We start from the raw sequence: 1,136 nt of genomic DNA, 5'->3' as shown, positions 1-1,136 counted from the left end.
CTAGTGTCGCGTGTCTGAAGTAATTTTACGGTTGATTTTGGTGATGATGTCGTCGTCGGTGGCGGTCCAGGTGAAGGGTTTGGCGCGGTCGTTGTAGGCGTCGATGAAGTCGCGGATGGCGGTTTCGAGGTCGCTGACGCTGGTGAAGGTGCCGCGGCGGATGGCTTGGCGGGTGATGATGCCGAAGAAGATTTCGACCATGTTCAGCCAGGAGCAGCTGGTGGGCGTGAAGTGCAGGGTGATCCGCGTGTTCTTGTCCAGCCATTTTTGGATCTCGGGGTGTTTGTGGGTGGCGTAGTTGTCGACCACGATGTGCAGCTTGACCCGCGGGTGGGCCTTGGCGACTCTTTTGAGGAAGGCAAGGAACTCGACGTTGCTGTGGCGCGGATAGCAGGCGTCGGCGCTGATCCTGCCGGTGGCGACCTCCAGCGCGGCGAAGAGGGTGGTGGTGCCGTGGCGGACGTAGTCGTGGGTTTGTCGTTCGGGCAGTCCCGGGCGCAGCGGCAACGCCAGCTGGGTCCGGTCCAGGGCTTGGATTTGGGATTTCTCGTCTACGCTGACCACGACCGCGTTCGCCGGAGGGTTGAGATACAGACCCACGACATCGCGGATCTTGGGCTCCAGTTCGGGGTCGGTGGAGAACTTGAATGTCTCGATCCGATGGGGCTGAATGTTCCACTTCCGCCAGATCCGCGCCACCGTCGCGAAGGAGATTCCCAGCCGAGTCGCCATCAGCCGTGACGACCAGTGCGTCACCCCCAACTCTGCCGGTGGTTTCCCCTTGTCTGCCAAGGTTTCCGCTAGCACGGAGACCTCGTCGATCTCCGGCGCCCGCCCTGGCCGCGGCAGGTCACCCAAGCCGACGATTCCGGCGTCCTCGTAGCGGCCACGCCACTTGAGCACCGTCGGCCTCGTCGAGCCGGTTCGGGCAGCGATCTCAGTATTGGGAACACCATCGGAGGCCAGCAACACGATCCTGGCCCGCTGGACAAGCCCAGCCGAAGCCGTCGTGGACCTGGTCACCGCCCGAAGCCGTTCCCGATCACCATCACGCAACTCCAACGCCGAGGCCACGTACATGACTGTGATTCTCTCAACACCACAGACGTAAATCAATCAACGACACGCAACACTAG

General features: G+C 62.1%; 1 protein-coding gene. It reads right to left on the bottom strand.

From position 1 onward, the window contains the following. Positions 1-1,080 (bottom strand): IS630 family transposase, encoded by a 1,080-nt coding sequence (locus AB0H62_RS51240; protein WP_360593018.1) that lies wholly within the window; start codon positions 1,078-1,080, stop codon positions 1-3. Between the last annotated feature and the right edge of the window lie 56 nt (positions 1,081-1,136).

Origin of the sequence: Amycolatopsis sp. NPDC050768, from assembly GCF_040654155.1 — a bacterium.
Taxonomy (GTDB): domain Bacteria; phylum Actinomycetota; class Actinomycetes; order Mycobacteriales; family Pseudonocardiaceae; genus Amycolatopsis.
Note: the sequence above shows the minus strand (reverse complement) of the source record. Positions and strands in the feature narration are given on the sequence as shown.